The 16,538-nt window shown below is 72.3% G+C and carries 12 protein-coding genes, 1 tRNA gene and 1 pseudogene; 8 read left to right on the top strand and 6 right to left on the bottom strand.

Annotated features, from left to right (window positions below):
- Nucleotides 1-38: 38 nt before the first annotated feature.
- Nucleotides 39-377 (top strand): annotated as a pseudogene (locus AMK29_RS19135) (helix-turn-helix domain-containing protein); the annotation flags it as partial.
- 42 nt (nt 378-419) lie between these two features.
- Here AMK29_RS19135 and AMK29_RS19140 read toward each other — a convergent pair.
- The 3 genes from AMK29_RS19140 to AMK29_RS19150 form a co-directional block, all read right to left on the bottom strand.
- Entirely contained in the window at nt 420-680 is a 261-nt protein-coding gene (locus tag AMK29_RS19140) for a hypothetical protein (protein ID WP_079196966.1), read from the bottom strand.
- A 118-nt stretch (nt 681-798) separates the two neighbouring features.
- Nucleotides 799-2,007 (bottom strand): McrC family protein, encoded by a 1,209-nt coding sequence (locus AMK29_RS19145; protein ID WP_073814431.1) that lies wholly within the window; start codon nt 2,005-2,007, stop codon nt 799-801.
- Nucleotides 2,004-4,223, bottom strand: coding sequence for an McrB family protein (locus tag AMK29_RS19150; RefSeq protein WP_073814432.1), 2,220 nt, complete (start codon nt 4,221-4,223; stop codon nt 2,004-2,006). The genes AMK29_RS19145 and AMK29_RS19150 overlap by 4 nt, the downstream gene beginning before the upstream one ends.
- A gap of 517 nt (nt 4,224-4,740) precedes the next feature.
- Between AMK29_RS19150 and AMK29_RS19155 the strand changes: the two genes are divergently transcribed.
- The 4 genes from AMK29_RS19155 to AMK29_RS19170 all read left to right on the top strand — a co-directional run bounded on the left by AMK29_RS19155 (nt 4,741) and on the right by AMK29_RS19170 (nt 8,523).
- Nucleotides 4,741-5,286, top strand: coding sequence for a kinase (locus AMK29_RS19155; protein ID WP_073814434.1), 546 nt, complete (start codon nt 4,741-4,743; stop codon nt 5,284-5,286).
- Nucleotides 5,287-5,393: 107 nt separating this feature from the next.
- A complete protein-coding gene (locus tag AMK29_RS19160; protein WP_073814436.1) occupies nt 5,394-5,912 on the top strand; it encodes a hypothetical protein in 519 nt (172 codons plus the stop codon).
- 440 nt (nt 5,913-6,352) lie between these two features.
- The gene (gene uppS, locus AMK29_RS19165) at nt 6,353-7,063 is read left to right on the top strand and encodes a polyprenyl diphosphate synthase (RefSeq protein WP_107422629.1); all 711 of its coding nucleotides are present in this window, start codon (nt 6,353-6,355) and stop codon (nt 7,061-7,063) included.
- Complete coding sequence (locus tag AMK29_RS19170; RefSeq protein ID WP_073814439.1) at nt 7,060-8,523, top strand: oxygenase MpaB family protein; 1,464 nt, start codon at nt 7,060-7,062, stop codon at nt 8,521-8,523. Before uppS ends, AMK29_RS19170 begins: the two co-directional genes overlap by 4 nt.
- Nucleotides 8,524-8,611: 88 nt before the next feature.
- Here the strand turns inward: AMK29_RS19170 and AMK29_RS19175 are convergent, their stop codons facing one another.
- Entirely contained in the window at nt 8,612-9,184 is a 573-nt protein-coding gene (locus AMK29_RS19175) for a TetR/AcrR family transcriptional regulator (RefSeq protein WP_073814813.1), read from the bottom strand.
- Between the two features lie 108 nt (nt 9,185-9,292).
- Here AMK29_RS19175 and AMK29_RS19180 point away from each other — a divergent pair, with 108 nt between their 5' ends.
- Nucleotides 9,293-10,174 (top strand): NAD(P)-dependent oxidoreductase, encoded by an 882-nt coding sequence (locus AMK29_RS19180; RefSeq protein WP_073814441.1) that lies wholly within the window; start codon nt 9,293-9,295, stop codon nt 10,172-10,174.
- A 257-nt stretch (nt 10,175-10,431) separates the two neighbouring features.
- Here the strand turns inward: AMK29_RS19180 and AMK29_RS19185 are convergent.
- A tRNA-Met gene (locus tag AMK29_RS19185) sits at nt 10,432-10,505 on the bottom strand.
- A gap of 148 nt (nt 10,506-10,653) precedes the next feature.
- On the opposite strand from AMK29_RS19185, the gene AMK29_RS19190 reads away from it, so the two are divergent.
- Nucleotides 10,654-10,869 (top strand): hypothetical protein, encoded by a 216-nt coding sequence (locus AMK29_RS19190; protein ID WP_073814443.1) that lies wholly within the window; start codon nt 10,654-10,656, stop codon nt 10,867-10,869.
- 277 nt (nt 10,870-11,146) lie between these two features.
- Here the strand turns inward: AMK29_RS19190 and AMK29_RS19195 are convergent, their stop codons facing one another.
- Complete coding sequence (locus AMK29_RS19195; RefSeq protein ID WP_073814445.1) at nt 11,147-12,754, bottom strand: S8 family peptidase; 1,608 nt, start codon at nt 12,752-12,754, stop codon at nt 11,147-11,149.
- Between the two features lie 689 nt (nt 12,755-13,443).
- On the opposite strand from AMK29_RS19195, the gene AMK29_RS19200 reads away from it, so the two are divergent.
- Complete coding sequence (locus AMK29_RS19200) at nt 13,444-16,506, top strand: LuxR C-terminal-related transcriptional regulator (protein ID WP_079196967.1); 3,063 nt, start codon at nt 13,444-13,446, stop codon at nt 16,504-16,506.
- Nucleotides 16,507-16,538: the final 32 nt, after the last annotated feature.

Below are 16,538 nucleotides of genomic sequence, written 5' to 3' on the forward strand. Positions count from 1 at the left end.
GGGCGAACGGGAGACGGCCGCCGGGCGAGACTGGAGGCATGGCATCCGTGAGCGCGAACAGCGAGAGCGCCGAGCTGGGCCGCTACCTGCGCGCCCGCCGCACGCAGACCCGTCCCGAGCACGGCCTCACCGTCGGCGCCGGCGTCCGCCGCACCCCCGGCCTGCGCCGCGAGGAGCTGGCGACCCTGGCCGGCATCAGCATCGACCACCACGTGCGCCTGGAACGCGGCAAGGAGACCCGCCCCGGTCCCGCCGTCCTCGACTCGCTCGCCCGCGCGCTCCACATGGACGATCAGGAACACCAGCATCTGCGCGAGCTCGCCGCCCGCGACGCCCCGGAGCCGCCTCCCGCGCCCAGCCGCAGCGTGCGCCCCCACGCCCCACCGCGCGCACGGTGATCGCACGCCGAGGACGGGCGACTATCTCGTGACGTGGACGCGGAGCTCGTACGGTGCGCCGCAGCTGATCGCCTGCGCCTGCTCGGCCAGGTCGGCGCCGGTGAACCCGAGCCGCGCGCGGTCAGCCGCCTCGCGGAGCAGCGGCACGATCTCGGCGGCCGGCCGGCCCCGGTGCGTACGTGCGAGCTCGGCGAAGGCCCGCTGATACGGGGCGCCGTACGCGCTCGCCGGGTCGTACAGGAGGTGGTCCATGTCCTGTGCGCTGACGGTGATCTCGCCCATGACCGCTCCTCGCGTCGGCTGGCCGGGCTGCTCCCGGCCTCTGCGAACGACGTTACGAGCCACCACTGACAGCGGCCCCGACCTGCGACGACATCCCCAGCACCCAGGCCCCGGCGCGTCAGGCGGAACCGGCCGTCGCCGCCCTGGCGGCCACGTCGGCCGTCCGTGCCAGGAGCGCGGCCGGGGAGTCGCTCAGGTTCAGGGCGTGGGCGGTGACGGTGACGGGCGAGCGGCGGATCACGTGGTCGGTGGAGACCGCGCCAGGGGCGCCGGCCGCGTACACGAGGTGGCCGTGCGTGATGCCCAGGGCCGTGCAGTAGGCCAGGAGCTGGTAGAGGTGGTCCACAGGCGGCGCCGTGGCCGCCAGGAACACGTACTTCGCGTCCACCACCGAGACCGGACGGCGGCCGCGGTACAGGACCAGGTCGGGGCGGAGCGCGGCCCGGCCCGCCTCGTCCAGGCGATGGACGTCCTGGGGAGCGCAGCGGACGCCGTGCCGGGCCAGGGCGGCGCCCAGGGTCACCGACACGAAACGCTCGAAGACCCTCGGCAGATCCAGCAGAAAACCGTCCGCCGGTGCCGGAAGGCCTCTCTCCAGGCGGATCGACCCGCCGGACAACAGCAGTTCGGCAAGCCGGAGGACGGGAGCGTAACGGGCGTTGAGGCGCGTCGGTGTCCAGGCGGGAAGCGGTTCGCCGGGATGCGGCCGGTGGACGCCGTGCAGCCGCCCGGCGAGGTGCCGGAGAGTCAGTCGGGTCGGAACGGGCACGCCCGGCAGCTGGGCGGCCAGATGCAGGGCGGCCAGCAGGATGCGGTTCTCGGCGATGTCCGGGGTGTGGTCGTCGTAACGGACCGCTATCGGCAGCGGCAGGCCGGTGCGGCGGAGCTGGGCCGCGGTGCGGATGCGGCCCCTGATCAGCGGAAGCTCCTCCTCCACCTCGCGGTAGCCGTGGAGGACGCCTGCCTCCAGGGCGCGGCGGGCCGTGCGGGCCAGCAGGTCGGCGAGGGCGGCCAGGAGGTCGTCCGCCGCCGCGGCGGTCACCGGCTCCGGGTGCCAAGGGTCGGCGGGGGAGTAGGAGAGCAGGAAGAGAAGGTCCCTGACGTCGAGCTTGGGGCGCAGGCGGAGCTGGATCGCCCCGCCGGACCGTGTGCGCAGACGGACCAGGCCCACCTTCTGATTGCCGCGCACGTTCCAGCGTCCGCCCGGTGCCGGGGTCAGCCGCACCAGGTCCGGCACTGCGACCAGGGCCGCCACCTGGTCGCCGGTCAGCTGGTACGGGGTGCCGGGGCCGGTCTCCTGGACGGTGACGGTGAGGTCGGGGCTCACGGTTCGACGGCCGGGGCCGGGGAGCCGGCCGACCGGTCCGGCGAGGTGACGGCCGCGAGCAGGGAGCCGAGACCGTACTCCTCCTCGATGTCGATGCCCGTGCCGTGGAGCTGGTCCTCCAGGAGCGGCAGGATCTGGGTGCGCCAGATGAGGTCCAGCCCCTCGGGGCGGCCCGCACCGGGCTTCATCAGGTACGACGGGCCTATGGCGCGGTCGGCGTCGCCGAGGCGGGCGTTGAGCTCGTCCAGCAGACGGGCCGCGGTGTCAGGGAGGCCTCGGGCGTGCAGCCAGCGGGCCAGCAGGCCCCGCACCGGCGGCAGCTCGGGCGAGAGCCGGCGGAAGGCGAAGCGGCGGCGCATCGCCGCGTCGACCAGCGCGATCGAACGGTCGGCGGTGTTCATCGTGCCGATGAGGAAGAGGTTGCCGGGCAGGTGGAACGGATCGTGCGGGCTGTACTGGGTGGTGACGGGTTCCTCGCGGTACTCGAGCAGGAAGTACAGCTCGCCGAACACCTTCGCCAGGTTGGCCCGGTTGATCTCGTCGATGATCAGGACGTACGGATTCGCCGGGTCCTTCCGCGCCCGCTCGGCCAGCAGCTTGAACGGACCGGGCAGCACGTCGAACACGACCGAGCCGCCGTCGCCGCGCACGGGGCGGAAGCCCTCGAAGAAGTCCTCGTAGGTGTAGGAGGGGTGGAACTGGATCAGCTCCACCCGGTCCGGGCCCGCCAGATGCCGGGCGAGCGCCCGGGCGACGTGGGTCTTTCCGGTGCCGGGCGGGCCGTCCAGCACCAGCTGGCGCTGGTCCTGGAGCTGTTCGGCGGTCTCCCGCAGCCACTCCAGCGGCATGAGCAGGTCCCCCGCCAGCTCCTGGGTGACCGGCGGTAGTTCGAGGGGCTTGGTGACGTCGACGTCCGCGAGTTCCTCGGCGACCACCGCCTCCAGACCCGCGCGTTCCGCCAACTCGGCGGCCACGCTGCTGATCTCGTACACCGTCGAGGGCAGCGGCAGCCGTGCCTGGACCTTCTCGGGAAGGTCGGCCCGGACGAGGGGGCGTTCGGCGGTGGCCCAGCGCACCGGGCGGCGGCGGGCGTTGTCGAGGCCGTCGGAGGCGTCGTACACGGGTGGGCCCTGGACGGTGCCGACGTGTACCTCGTCGGGGGTGACGGTGACCACCAGGTCGCCCGGCTGTATGACGGTCAGGAAGACATGGAGCTGGTACGCCGCTGTCCCGCGTTGCTGCACGGAGGCCTCGGGCATGGCCTCGGCGACCGCCTGCCGGACCTGCTGCTTGCCGGCGCCGGCGGCGATCTCGGGGACCTCCCGAAAGGAGACCGAGCAATAGCCCCGGTCGAGCCAGGCGGGGATGAAGTCGTGCCCGTCCACGTTGTTGCCGCGGACGAGCCAGCCGCGTTGCTCATGCCGAACGGCGCCCTTCCGCCACCGGCCGACCCAGGGTTCGTCGTAGAAGTCGACGGGCTGACCGATCTGGACCTCCAGCGTCCTGCTGAGCGTCAACAGGTCCTTGTCGTCGTTGCCGGTGGGGTCGGGCACGTCGTCCGCGAACGCCTTGAGGATCTCGTGCTTGTGGTGAGCGCTGGCGATGGGCTGGAAGCTGTCCGGGAAGAGAGCGAACAGCAGTACGTGGATCTGGGCGCGGCCCTTCTTGTGGCCGACCGATTCCTGGATGTCGAAGCACAGCGTCCGGAACCGCCAGGGGTCGGCGAGAAGCGCCTCCCGCTCCACGCGCTCCGTCCGGGCCAGCCGCTCCACGACGAGGACGAGGATCTGGAACTGCGCCCAGCGGTAGTTGAGGAACCCCTGCCCGCCGTGGAGGAACCCCTTCAGAGCGGGCTGCACCTCCGGGTGGACCTCCGGGGGACTGCCGGCCCAGGACAGCACCTCGCGGAGGATCTGGAGCTTCTTCGGAATGCCGATCTGCTCGGGGACCAGCGGGGCCATGTTCACGAAGAGCAGTTCGGCGGCGAGGCTAATCGTCTCGTCGGGGGCGCCGGCGAGCTGCCGGCGCAGCTTGGCCAGGAAGGTGTCCGACGACTCGTCGGGCCGGTCGACGAAGCGGGCGCGCAGATCGGAGGCGGTCGCGGCGGTCCAGGCTGCGAGGTCTGGCCGGAACGCGGACTTCCCGCTCAGCAGACCGCCGCGGAAGACCCGCTGCACCGCCACCGCGACCTCAGCGCCGTCCGGCCGTCTCGCCACAGTCCCACCCGCCCCCCACGCGTCCCGAAGTGCCCACCCTAGTAAGGGAGGAGGGCCCGCGTGGCCGATGCAGGAGTCCCCGCCGACCCCACGACCCGGGGGCCGCCTCGACGCCACGTCCGACTCCCCCTTCGCCGCTGACCTGAACAGGTACGGTGACTGACACGCGCTGAAACCGAGCCGTGACGATTACGGCGCAGGTGAACGGCAATGCCGCAGCGGAGCAACAACCCCGGCACCCGCCGTTCTCCCTGGCCGGAAGTGGCTGTTGGTTGATCATGGCGAAGCACTCACACGAACGCGACGAGTACGTCTCCGGAATCCGGCCCGGCCTTCGGGACGCGTTCCGGACGGATTGTTCCTCTCCGGCCGATCCGCACGGCGCCCCGTGCCGGTTCTGCCAGGCCCTGCACGAGTCCGACGACGACACCGAGCCGCGTAGGCGCAAGGGAAAGAAGGGCTGAGGGATCCCGGGGATGCCCCCGCTCCTGTCCTCGTCGGTGTCACTGTCGGTACGGTGACCATCGTGAGGGTGGGAACCGAAGCGACCCGGCTCGTCGTACTGCGCGGCAACAGCGCCGCCGGGAAATCGTCCGTCGCGTCCGGCCTGCGCACCAGGTTCGGCCGCGGCCTCGCCCTGGTCGGCCAGGACAACCTCCGCCGCATCGTGCTCCGCGAACGCGACCGGCCCGGTGCCGCGAACATCGGCCTGATCGACCTCACGGCCCGCTACGCCCTGGACACCGGGTACCACGTCGTGGTCGAGGGCATCCTCTACGCCGACCACTACGGCGGCATGCTCGCCCAGCTGCGCGCCGACCACCGCGGCCAGACCCACGGCTACTACCTGGACGTGCCCTTCGACGAAACCCTCGCTCGGCATGCCACCAAACCGATCGCCGACGACGTGAACGAGGCACAGCTGCGCGACTGGTACCGACCACGCGACCTGCTGCCCGACGGAATCGAGACCGTCATCGGTGCCGACAGCCACCTGCACGAGACCATCGACCGCATCATGCGCGAAACCGGCCTGGCCCACCTGCCCGCAGTGGACCGCTGAGGAGCGCGCCGCCGAACCGCATCCCCGACCTGTCCCGCCGGGAACGTGTGGCTGCATCTCCTCAGCTCCTCTTCCCTTGCCCACCAAGGGTGTTGGAGGATCCAGACATGAATCCGCATGCGACCGGACCGACCGCCGACACGGCGGCCACGTACCTCACGGCCCTTCACGAACGGCTGACTGGCGACGGCTGCACGGTGACCCTGCCGCACTGGAACGACCATCCGGTGGTGGCCGCCGGACGCTCGGACCGCAAGATCCGCTGGTTCGGGACGAAGGCCGAGCTGTTCGTCTACGCGGCCGCCGTCCCCGAGATCGACATTGCCACGCTGGGGGAGTTCACCGCCTGGGCCATGCGTCACGCGAAGAGCCTGCGCGGCGGCATACCCGGTGCCCGCAACGCGGCACTGGTGCTCCCCGCGCTGGTGAGCGCGCGTGTCAGGCCCGAGGCGGCCCAGTGGGCCGCCCAGGATGCCCGGATCCTCGACACGACGCTGATCAGCCGCCCCCTCACCGTCGAGTGCGCCCCGGGCGCCGTGCGGACCACGATGTACCGGGGGCGGACCCTCTGGGGCGGCATGTTCACGAACCACGTACTGGAGAAGGCAGCCCTGTACTTCCCCTGATCCCGGCCGAAGAATCGCGACCGGGCCTCCGCCGCGTCGGCCTCGGTCGCGGTATCCAGCAGAACACCGGCCGATGCGGGCCCGGAGGGATCGGACGTACGCACCAAGGGTGACAGTCACCCATTTCCGCCGGTCAGGGCCTATCACGCTGCCAGACTTCCCGGAAGGAACGGGCCGGTGGGGCGTGGGCGAGGCGGGGGCGGCGAGGCGGGGTGGGCGTTTCCGAGCGCGGTACGACGGGTCGTGCCGCTCCGGACGGGACGGGCGCGGGCCTGACGGACCACAGTGTTCCGCGCGCCCGCCCGGCGACGGAGGACCGGCCGGGCGGGCGACAGAGCGGCGACGAACCCGACCGGGAGCGTCAGGGCGACGCCCCGGGCCGAGAACGGCCGGTCGACGGGCAAGGCGGGCGACGGCGGGACGACAGGCCGGCGCGCGCGGTGCCGCGACACGTGGCCTGCGTCATGGACGGCAACGGCCGCTGGGCACAACGACGTTCGCTACCCCGAACCGAAGGCCACCGGGCAGCCGAGACCACCGTCATCGACATCATCGAGGCGGCCCGGGCAGCCGGCGTCGAGTGGCTCAGCCTGTACGCCTTCTCCACCGAGAACTGGAACCGCCCCGGCGCCGAGGTCGACTACCTGATGCGCCTGGTCCGCAAGGTCGTGCGCAAACACGCGCCCCTCCTGCTCGCCCGCGGCATCCGGTGCCGCTTCCTCGGGGTCGGCGACCCCCGCATCCCCCGGGAACTCGCCCGGGACTTCGACGACCTGACGACGCTGACCGCCGACAACCGGGGAATGACACTGACCGTCGCCTTCGACCACGGCGGGCGCCGGGACATCGTCGAGGCCGCCAGGTCGCTGATCCGCAGCGGGACGCCCGCCGACGAGGTCACCGAGCGGCTCTTCGCCGACCACCTGCCGTTCCCCGACACCCCCGACGTGGACCTCGTCATCCGCACCTCCGGCGAGCAGCGCATCTCCAACTTCATGCTCTGGCAGGTCGCGTACGCCGAGTGGGTCTTCCCCGAGCTCCTCTGGCCGGACTTCCGGGCCCCCGACTTCCTCGCCTGCCTGCACACCTACCGGCGCCGCGACCGCCGCTTCGGCGGCGTGCCGCCTCGGACCAACGGAGACCCTTCATGACGACCCCAACCACACAGACGGCCGACGAGACCCCCCTGTTCGGCCCGGGATCGCAGTTCCACGCCTTCTTCGACGACCCACGCTGGGCGCTGGCCATGATCCGCGCCACCGTACTGGAGGCCGCTCACCCCCAGATCGGCGCCGCCCTCGCCGACAACTCCACCTTCGTCGCCCACCCCTGGCGCAGGCTCCGCAACACCTTCCTCAGCATGCGGCGCATGTTCGACACCGACCCGGCGGTACGCGAACGGGAGGCCGCCCGGCTCAACCGGCTGCACGCCCGCATGAGCGGCACCGACTCCCGCGGCCGCGCCTACGACGCCCTGGACCGCGCGACCCGCGCCTGGGTGGTCGCCACCCTCTTCGAGAGCGCCGTCACCATGTGCCGACTGAGCGGCCAGCCGCTCGACCAGGACACCATGGAGCGCATGTACGCCGAGTACCGCGCGTTCCTCGCCACGCTCGACGGCGACGCGGGAGAACTCCCCGAGGACCTCCACGACTTCTGGCGGTACTTCGACGGGGTCGTCGAGGACGAGCTGGAGAACACCGAGGCGGTCCGTGTCATCCTCTACCGGCTTTTCGACCACCTGCCCGCCCCGGCGCTGTTCGACGGCGCGCCGACGCTGTGGGCGGCCGGCCGGGCCGTCGCCGGTCCGATTCTCGGTGCGATCACCGTCGCCTCGCTCCCCGAGGCGTACCGGCGCCGAGCCGGCCTCCTGGAGATGCCGGGCGCCCCCACCCTCATGCAGGGCGCCTACCTCGCCGCCGGACTGGCCCGCTTCCTGCCCGAAGGCTGGATCAACGCCGAGACCATCATCGAAGTCCTCTCGCTCTCACCCGGCAACGACGACCCTCGCGCCCGGACGGTGTCCGCTCTGCGCGCGCGGATGAAGCGGGCCTCCGCCCTGCTCCGTCTCCTCACACCGCTGGGTCACGAGGCCGACGCGACCCCGGCACCTCCTGCCGCCACGGGCCAGGGCCGGCGCTCGGCAGAGGAGTTCTTCCGCCAGGTGCTCGACCAGACCGGCGACGGCCACCTCGACTGGCCCGACCTCGCTGCCATGGCCCGCGAACTCTCCACCCGCCTCGATCTGGACGAACCCGAGGAGACCCGGCTCTACGACGCCTTCGCCGCCTGGTGGCGCGAACTCCAGGCCGCCCTGGACACGGACGGCGACGGCCGGGTGAGCATGGAGGAGTACGCCGCCGCAGTCCCCTCCCTCGCGGGGCCCGCGCTCATCCGCGTGGCCGAGGTGCTCTTCGACGCCACCGACAAGGATGGCAGCGGGACCATCGACGCGGACGAGTACCGGTCCCTCTTCCGCACCGGCTTCCACCGTGACCTCGCCGACACCGACGGCACCTACGGCCGAAGCGCCTTCGTGGGCGACTTCCTCTCCTTCATGGCAGGCCGCCGCACGAGCACCCCGTACGACCCCCTCCTCGCGGACGCGTGAGACGTTCCGACCGGTTCGCCGGGCAGGCAGGGGTGCCGACTGTCGGCGGTAGCCGGTGCCTGCCCGGACATGACCGACAGGACACCCCCTAGACCTCGTATGAGCGTACGAGGCGCGCCAGTTGTCGGCCCGCCACGTGCAGAGGCTCCTCGCTGCGGTTGACCTGGGCGGTGACTTCGGCACCTTCCAGGGCGGAGATGACGGTGGTCGCCAGTTCCTGGGCGATCTGGAGGGGGAAGCCGCGGCGCAGCAGCTTGTCGTGGACCAACGACTCCCAGCCGCGCAAGGCGTCGGCGCACGCCTGCTGGATCTCCGAGTCGGTGCCGAGCGTCTCCAGAGCCGCAGCCGTGACGGGGCAGCCATCGATCCAGCCCGACTCGCGCAGGTCATGGGCGAGTCGGCGGGTGCAGGCCATGACGGCCTCCGCCGGGTCGTCCTCGCTGTCCAGCGCCTCCCGCAGGAGCGTCGCGAATTCCTCGGTGCTGTGCCTGATCGCGGCGACGGCGACGGCCTCCTTGCCACCGGGGAAGAAGTGGTAGACGGAGCCGAGAGTGGCCTGCGCCTCCTGGGCGATCTGCTTGATTCCCGTACCGACGTAGCCCTGCCGCTGCAGGAGGCGTGATGCGGCGACGACGATGCGGTCCCGTGTGCTGGTCTGCATGGAGCCACCGTATCGGTCCATTGAGTAGAGCGTTCGTTCTAGACCTGTGCTACGTTCCCGTCATGCTCTAGATAGAGCGATCGTTTTAGTGAAGGTGGGGAACTCGGCATGAGCAGCACCAAGCAGTCGGTCACCGTCATCGGCCTCGGTCCCATGGGGCAGGCCATGGCCGGCGCCTTCCTCGACCGTGGATACGACGTCACCGTCTGGAACCGCACCCCGTCGCGCGCGGACGCCCTGGTCGCGCGCGGGGCGGTGCTCGCCCCGAACGCCGAGGGGGCCCTCGCCTCCAACGAGCTGGTGATCCTCAGCCTCACGGACTACGACGCCATGTACGCCACGCTCGGCCCGGCGGCGTCCGCACTGGCCGGGCGGACCCTGGTGAACCTCAGCTCGGACACGCCCGAGAAAGCCCGGGCCGCAGCCCGTTGGGCAACCGAGCGGGGCGCCGTCCAGCTGACCGGCGGCGTCACCGTTCCGCCCTCCGGGATCGGCAAGGCCGAATCGTCGACCTTCTACAGCGGCCCGCGCCAGGCCTTCGAACAGCACCGGCCCGCGCTCGAAGTCATCACGGGGAGGACCGACCACCGGGGTGAGGACCCCGGGCTCGCCGCGCTCATGTACCAGATCGGCATGGTCATGTTCTGGACCTCCATGCTGAGCTACTGGCAGGCCATCTCCCTGGCCGACGCCAACGGCCTGACGGCGGCGGACGTCCTGCCGCACGCCGTGGAGACCGCGAACTCGCTGCCGGGATTCTTCTCCTTCTACGCCGAGCGCATCGACGCCGACCGGCACACCGGCGACGTGGACCGCCTCGCCATGGGGATGGCCAGCGTCGAGCACGTCCTGCACACCAACGCCGACGCGGGGGTCGACACCACGCTCCCGACCGCGGTCGTCGACCTCTTCCGGCGTGGCATGGACGCCGGCCACGCCGCGGAGAGCTTCTCCACCCTGGTGGGGGTGATGAAGAAGGCCGAGGCGTGACGCGCCTGCCGCTGCCCTACCGCGGCCGCACGACCGCTGCCACGCCCTCCGGTCGTGACCGGAAAGCCCGGTCTCGCACTACTGTCCGGCGGATCATGCTTCGGACAGCACCGGCCGAAGCCGTCCGGGCGGCCGCGCCCGCCGGCAAGTGAAGAGGCGGGGCACAGCGCGGCGAATGCGACGCGGACGGACGGCCTGAAGTGCAGGTGCACGCATGAGGCCCGGATCCACAGGATCCGGGCCTCATGTCACTTCAGTAGCGGGGACAGGATTTGAACCTGCGACCTCTGGGTTATGAGCCCAGCGAGCTACCGAGCTGCTCCACCCCGCGTCGGTAGACCTAACAGTACGCCACTCAGGCACCGCCCGAGACCACTCCACTCGCGACGGCCCAGGATCGGTCCACTTTCGCGCATGGAGGCGTACGAACGAGCCCCAGATCCCCGCAGCCGCACTGGATCCTCCGGGATACTTGGCTCATGCTTGTGAACTTCGACGGGGCCACTCCCATGCCGCGAATGCTGCTGGTCAGTCAGTTCCTGCTTCACCCTGACTTCCAGGTCGACCTGGATGGACCGCTGCTCGTCGAGGTGGGTGACCGGGTCGCATACGAGAGTCGCGCCGTTGTGGTGACTCGCCCGACCGGGAAGCGGCGCAGGCACCCGGTCCGGGACAGCTACTGGATCTGCCGCTGACGGTCCGGTGGCCAAGGTCGCCTGTCAGCCGGTTTCGACGATGACGCCGTCGCATCGCATCGCATCGCACCGTCCCGGCTCGTCCGCCTCGGGTACTCCGCGCCGTCCACACGTCGCCCCGGGCTCGCACACCTCCCAAGGCCTTCTGGTCCCTTGGCAGAGGCGGCAGAGGCGCCGTTCCCGGCGAACCTCTCCGGGAACGGCGTCGTTGTCTTTGCCCGATCCCTCCTCGGGGCCCGATCTCACCCGAAGGTCGGATCCCGCCTGAGCGGAACGGTCAGAACTGGAGCGACCAGGCGTTGATGTAGCCGGTGTCGTTGACCCAGTTGTCGGTGGCGCGGAGCTTCCAGGTGCCGTTGGCGGTCTTGCCGGAGGCGTTGACCGTGAACGTGCCCTGGATGTTGTCGGCGCTGTCGGACGAGTTGTAGTTCTTCAGGAGGAACACGCCTCCGTCGGGGGCGACCAGCTCGACCTTCACGTCGCCGCGGAACGTGTGGCGGATGTCGACGGTGACGGCCAGGTTCGAGGGGGCGTTGCCTGCGGTGCCGGTGACCGTGACGGGCGACTCCACGGTGGAGTTGTCGCGGATCTGGTAGTCGCCGGTGTTCTCGAACTTCTTACCGGTCGGCGGCGGAGTCACGTCGCCGGTGCCCGTGTACAGGAGCTTGTTCGGGGAGCCGGTGCGGGCGTCGCCGACCTTGTCGGGGGTGGCGTCGGCGACCAGCTTGTCGCGGACCTGGGCCGGGGTCCACGTCGGGTTGCCGGCGAGCAGCAGGGCCGCCGCGCCGGCGACGTGCGGGGCGGCCATGGAGGTACCGCTCATCGACTGGGAGGCGGTGTCACCGGCGTTGGACGTGGAGATGATGCTGTCGCCCGGCGCGAAGATGTCCAGGCAGGAACCGTAGTTGGAGCCCTGGCCGTTGGACCATCCGGTGGCGCGGGCGTCCTGGCTGTTGGTCGCGCCGACCGTGATGGCCGACGGGGTGGAGGAGGGGGAGTAGGAACACGAGTCGGCGTTGTTGTTGCCGGCCGCCACGACCCAGGTGACTCCGGAGGATATGGAGGCCGCCACCGCGTCGTTCACCGACTGGGTCTTGCCGCCGCCGATACTCATGTTGGCCACGGCCGGCTTGACCGCGTTCTTGGTGACCCAGTCGATGCCCGCGAGGACCGGAGCCCAGGTGTCGCCCGAGGTGCCCTGGCAGTTCAGCACCCGGACGCCGATCAGCTTGACGCCCTTGGCGACGCCGTACGAGCCGCCGCCGACGGTGCCGGCGACGTGGGTGCCGTGCCCCTGGCAGTCGGAGGCGTTGGAGTCGTTGTCGATGAAGTCGTAGCCGCTGACCGCGCGGTTGCCGAAGTCACGGTGGGTCATCCGGATGCCGGTGTCCACGATGTACGCGTTCACGTTGGAGGCGGTGGTGGCGTAGGTGTAGCTCTTGTCCACCGGGAGGTCGCGCTGGTCGACGCGGTCCAGGCCCCAGGAGGGCGGGGTGGGCTGGGTGTCGACCGCGTACGCCACCGCGTCGGCCTCCACGCGGGCCACCGACGGGTCGGCGGCCAGTTCCCGCGCCTCGCTCTCGGTCATCCGTACCGCGAAGCCGCGCAGTGCGGCGGTGTACGTGTAGCGCAGGCTGCCGGCGTGCCGCTTGGTGAGCGCCCTCGCGGAGGCGGGCACGTCGGCCCTGGCGACCGAGTCCTCGAAGGTGACGATGTAGGAGCCTGCGACCGCGCCGGGGCGGTCGGCCCCGACGATGCGGCCTTCGCCGCCGCCCGGCGGCGGGGGTGGGGCCGCGACCGCGGCGGTCGAGACGGCCCCGGCGAGCAGGGCGGCACTGACGCCTACGGCGAGCAGTCGCCGGAGGGGACGAGCGTCGAACTCCATGTCTTCTTCTCTCATGAGGGTGTCCGGACCCGGCTCGGGGTCCGGTCGGCGGGCATGGGTGGCGCGCTGAGCTCCGGACGCGCTCCGTCCGGGGTGGGGAGGAGCGCGTCCGGAAGGGCCGCCGGACGGCCGGGACATCGATGAATGTCGAGACCATGACAATCGCCCGTCTGTCCGCCCGGTCGGGGCGGACGTGCGGACGGTCGCCTTCGGGTGCCGGCGCCGACGGCGGTGGGGTGGAGCGGTGTGCCGCGCGGAGTCGGCTCCGTGCCACACAAGTCCGGTCACGCCGGGCGACCGCGTGGGGTACGGCCACCCCGTACGTCCGTCCTCGGGGGACCGCGGCGTACGGGGACGGCGTCACCGGACCGCCCAGAGCTTCGGCCACGGGGGAGCGACCCAGCAATCCGTAGCGCTACCCAAAGAGTGGGCACGGGGCAGGGGTGCTCGTGGAGCGCGCCGATCGCCGGGCGATGCCGGGAGCGCACCGGCGGAATTCCGTAGGTGGTCGTCCCCTATTGCGACTTCGGCCCTCCTGCGGGTAGACCACCTGCCCAGCGGGTACCGCGGCCCGGTCCGTACCAGGCAGCCCTGTTCGTGCCGGGCGACCGGCCGCGGGGCCCGGCCGGAAAGATCGCCCGAGACGAACGGCGGGCCCTCCGGGTGAGTGTTCGGCGAGAGGCGGAGCCGTGGAGAGACGTTCCTTCGATACGCGAAGCGGCGAGGAGACCGTCGGCCGACGCGGCTTCGTCGGGCGTCACGAGGACGAATCCGTCAGCGGGCGCGGCTTCGTCACGCGGCACGAGGACGAAACCGTCGGCGCGGACACCTTCGTCACGCGGCCCCAGGACGAGCTCGTCCGCCCCGGCGCCTTCGTCGGGCGGCACCAAGAGGCGCGGCGACTGCGGGAAGCCCTGCGTCAGGGGCGGAGCCTGACGGTCGTACAGGGAGAGGCCGGGGCAGGGAAGTCGCGGCTGGTGGACGAAGTACTCGGCGGGACCGAGTTCGCGGAGTGGACCCATGTGCGCGGCGCGTGCCCCGGCGGAGTGGACCCGGTGCCGCTCGGGTCCGTCGCCGACGCGCTGGCCCGGCTGCCGTACCGGCCCGACTTCCCCGACCGCCTGCCGCAGGTGACCGGGGTCGTCGGCCTCCTCGCACCCGAGCTCGCCGACCTGCTGCCGCGACCGCCCGCGGCGAGCGCCGACCCGGAGGTACGGCGCGGGCTGCTTCCGCGGGCGGTCGGGGCTCTGCTCGCGTCGCTCGGCGACACCGTGCTGGTCCTGGAGGAGGTCCATCACGCGGACCCCGCGACCCTGGAGCTGATCCGCCACCTGGCGGCCACGATGCCAGCCCGGCTGCGGCTGGTCTTCACCGAGGACACCGCACCCGGGCTGCCGGTCCTCGGCCTCCGCCTTCCGCGCGGGGCGCGGTTCGAGGAGATCGGCGTACGATGCTGGACGCCCGAGGAGACCGCGCAGTTCGTCCGGTCGTGGCTCGCCACCCACCGGTCGGTGCGGACGGACGAGCGGCAGGAGCTCGCGGCGCTCGTACACGAACTGTCCGCCGGACTGCCCGGAGCGGCCGGGGCCCTCCTCGCAGAGGTCGGCGAACGGCTGCGGGCAGGCGCAGCGGAGGATGAGCGCCCCGGTGCGGTGCTCGCCGCCGTACGGGACACGGGGGTGCCCGCCCGCCTGCGGCGGGAGTCGGCCGCGCGGTCCGCACCGCTCACCGAGGACGGGCGGCGCATCGTCGAGGCGGCTGCGGTCCTCGAACGACCCGTCCCTCTCCGGATCCTCGCCGAGGTGGCGGAGGTCGCGGCCGGACGGGCCGGGGCGGCTGTGGACGCGTGCCTGCGCCACTCCGCGCTGCGGGCGGAGGGGCCGTACCCGGCCTTCCGGAATCCGCTGGACCGCGAGGCCGCGCTGGCGCGGATACCCGGGCCGAGGCTGGCCCGGCTGAGCCTCCGTGCCGCGCGGGCTCTCCACCGCGACGGGGAAGGGCCGCTGCCGTTGACCGACCTGGCCCGGCTGTACACGGCCGCCGGACAAGTGCGCGACGGTCTCCGCTGCCTCGTCGCAGCCGCCGACCGGGCGGCCGCCACCGGCGACTACGCCACCGCAACCCGCCTCTACGCACAGGCCGTCGCCGACGACCCGCGGGCCGGGGGACGAGTCCGGACCGCCGCGAAACTGGCCCGGACCGCGCAACTGGCCCGCGCCGGAGAGCAGGTGGTGGCCGCGGTACGCACGGTCCTCGACGAGGACGACCCCCCGCCGCAACTGCGCGGCGAGATCCGCCTGCACCTGAGTGTCGTCCTGCGCAACCAGAGCGGAGGGGCGCTGGACAGCCTCGACGAGGTCGCCCGCGCCATCCCCGACCTGGAGGCGTCCGACCCGCAGACCGCCGCCCGTGCGATGGCCGTCGCCGCCATCCCCTCCCTCCAGGGATGGCCCGTCGCACGGCACCAGGACTGGCTGGAGCGCGGCGATGCGCTCGCCGCCACGGTCACGGATCCGGTCGCCCGGGCCGCGATCGCCGCCAACCGCGCCACCGCACTGATGCTGCTCGGCGACCCACGGGCCTGGACCGCCGCGGAAGCCCTGCGCGGTCCGGCCGGGTCCCCGATGGAGGCCGCTCACCACGCCCGGGGCTGGACCAACCTCGCGCACGCGTCCAGCGCCCTCGGATACGGTGCGCGGGCCGTGGCCTTCCTCGACCGGGCCGCCGACGGACTCGCCGACACCAGCAGCCCCTACCTGGAGGGCCTCGGCCAGACCGCCCGCCTCGTACTCGCCTGGCACGGCGGCCGCTGGCACGAGCTGCACGCGGCCGCGGACCGCACCGCCCGGCTCTACCAGGAGATACCCGACCTGACCGCCGAGGCGACTCTCGTCCGCGGTCTGACCGCGTTGCACGTGCTCGGCGACGTCCCCCGGGCCCGCCACGACCTCGCGGAGGCCGCCCGCACCACCCGCTACGACACCGGCTTCATCCTCACCGCCTCGGCCGCCGCCCTCGCCCGGGTCCACCTGGAGGCAGGACGACCCGGACAGGCCTGCGACGCCGTGGAGGAGGTCCTGCACCGGCTGGAACGGACCGGCGGCTGGGTGTGGGCGGCCGAGGTGCTGCCCGTCGCGGTCGAGGCCCTCCACGGGCGCGACCAGACCGCGCGGGCCCACCGGCTCGTGTCCACCTTCGCGGCCGGCATCGAAGGCCGCGACGCGCCCGCCGCCCGCACCGCCCTGACGGTGTGCCGGGCACTGCTCGCGGAGGCGGCGGGCCGACCGGACGAGACCCTCGACCTGCTGACGGACGCGGAGGCGCGATGGCAGCTGCTCGGCCGCCCCCTCGACGCGGCCCGCGCGGCGGAGGCACGGGGACGCTGCCTGTTCGGCCCGCGCGGGAAGACGGCCGTCGCCGACATCCAGGAGGTGGTCGAGGTCTACCGGCGGCTGGGCGCCCGCTGGGACGTGGCCCGCTGCCAACGGCTGCTCCGCCGCCACGACATCGTCACCACCCACCGCCGGGGCCGCCTCGGCTACGGCGACCAGCTCTCCCCGCGCGAGCAGGAGGTCGCCCGTCTCGTCGTCCAGGGCCGCGCCAACCGGGACATCGCCGAAAGCCTGGTGCTCTCCACCCGGACCGTCGAGCACCACGTGGCACGCATCATGCGGAAGCTGAACGCCGCCTCCAGGACCGACATCACCCTGGCGGGCCGGCAGGACGACGGGCGGGAACCCCGCCGACGATGAACCCGCGCGCTCCTGCACAGGCGCCGCCCCGC

The organism is Streptomyces sp. CB02261, assembly GCF_001905665.1.
In the GTDB taxonomy this organism is placed as follows: domain Bacteria; phylum Actinomycetota; class Actinomycetes; order Streptomycetales; family Streptomycetaceae; genus Streptomyces.